This is a genomic window from Mesorhizobium sp. M4A.F.Ca.ET.050.02.1.1 (assembly GCF_003997725.1).
GTDB lineage: Bacteria > Pseudomonadota > Alphaproteobacteria > Rhizobiales > Rhizobiaceae > Mesorhizobium.
Genome location: NZ_RZSG01001164.1, coordinates 1 through 1,325, shown reverse-complemented (window position 1 = coordinate 1,325; position 1,325 = coordinate 1). Strand labels below are relative to the sequence as shown.

Here is a 1,325-nt window from a genome sequence, read left to right as displayed (position 1 = left end):
CAACCAGTGCCGTTCGGCGGCCGATCAGGCCGGCGCTGCGCGAAATCTGCGAATAGGTGAGATGCTCAAAGACGACGTAGTCGCCAGGCATGGTGAGCGCCGCGATCGCTGCCATCACCGCCGCATGGGTGCCAAGCGTCGGCACGATTGAATCGGGCGAAGGGCGGAAGGAATTGCGCGACAGCCAGCGGCTTCCCGCCTCGTACCAGCGCTCGGGAAAATCCCTCGTGTAGCTCGAAATGTCATGGGGATGGTCCTCTGCCGTGCGGGCCAGAATTTCGGCAATGATTGCGCCTTGACCGACATCAGGCGCTGCGGTGCTGTCGAAGCGCAGCTTGCCGCTTGGTGCATCGATGGGGCGCGTTCCTTGCGCGGCAAGCTGCAACTCGACCTTCGGGTTCTCGGCGCGCTGCGCAAGTACATATGTTCCGCGTCCGACCTCGCCGCTGACCAGGCCGCGTTCGCGCAGCAACTGGTAGGCGCGGCCGACGGTACCGACGGTGGCGCCGATGTCATAAGCGAGGTCACGCTGCGGCGGCAGTTTTGCACCGGCATCAATGACGCCCTTGTCGATATCTGATTCAATGCTGTCAGCAAGACGCTGATACAGCGGGCCTGAGCCGGAAGAGAGGTCTGGAAGCCAATTTGTCATGGTGACAATTTTCTATATTGTGCCGCACGATGAGTCAATCCATATGAAGTCTGCGATTGATAGGATACAATCGAGACAAGGTAGAACGAAGATGGATACAACCGACACAATTCATTACATCGGCACCGGATTGGATGGGCGCACGAAGTCACGGGCTCGCAATGGCTTCGTCGACCGCCTCGTATTTGTGCTCGGCTCCGTTATGAGGCAGATTGACCGGATGCTGGACCGCCGCCGCGGCCGCTTGGCCTTGCTGGAGATGACGGACGAGCAGCTCAAGGATATCGGCGTCTCGCGCTGCGATGCGCATCGCGAAGGCCTCCGGCCGTTCTGGGATTGAGTTCACGCCGTCGAAGGATTCGGATGGCGCCGAACACTATTTCCGCAGCCGGGCAACCCAATGATCGGCGAAGACGGCGATGACGCACAGCAGCAGAAACAGTCCGGTTGTGGCCAGCGCCGAAACGGCGACGCTGGCCGCGCCGTTCTTCTCCACGCTGAGAAACGGGTAGGGGACTTCGCCGGCGATCGGCGCCCGCAGCAGCACATAGGCCAGATAGGCGAGCGGGTAGACCATCCACCAGGAGATCTCGCGCCAGCGCGTGGTGCCGTCGGCGCCGGCGACAAGCCACCACAGCACGAACAGCGCCGGCGTCACATAGTGCAGCAGGAT

General features: G+C 61.6%; 3 protein-coding genes. 1 reads left to right on the top strand and 2 read right to left on the bottom strand.

The window, feature by feature from the left end; translation table 11 throughout:
- Positions 1–652, bottom strand: a 652-nt coding sequence (locus EOA33_RS35985) for a GntR family transcriptional regulator (protein ID WP_127407743.1), incomplete at its 3' end; no start/stop codon positions are given.
- A 91-nt stretch (positions 653–743) separates the two neighbouring features.
- On the opposite strand from EOA33_RS35985, the gene EOA33_RS35980 reads away from it, so the two are divergent.
- Positions 744–992: a DUF1127 domain-containing protein gene (locus tag EOA33_RS35980; RefSeq protein ID WP_126054839.1), complete on the top strand. Its 249-nt coding sequence runs from the start codon at positions 744–746 to the stop codon at positions 990–992.
- 36 nt (positions 993–1,028) lie between these two features.
- Here EOA33_RS35980 and EOA33_RS35975 read toward each other — a convergent pair.
- Positions 1,029–1,325: Pr6Pr family membrane protein (locus tag EOA33_RS35975; protein WP_190234500.1), on the bottom strand; the 297-nt coding region annotated here is incomplete at its 5' end.

Bases quoted from the DNA above. Each gene is read 5' to 3' on its own strand.
- EOA33_RS35980 (WP_126054839.1), top strand. From the start codon at position 744: ATGGATACAACCGACACAATTCATTACATCGGCACCGGATTGGATGGG.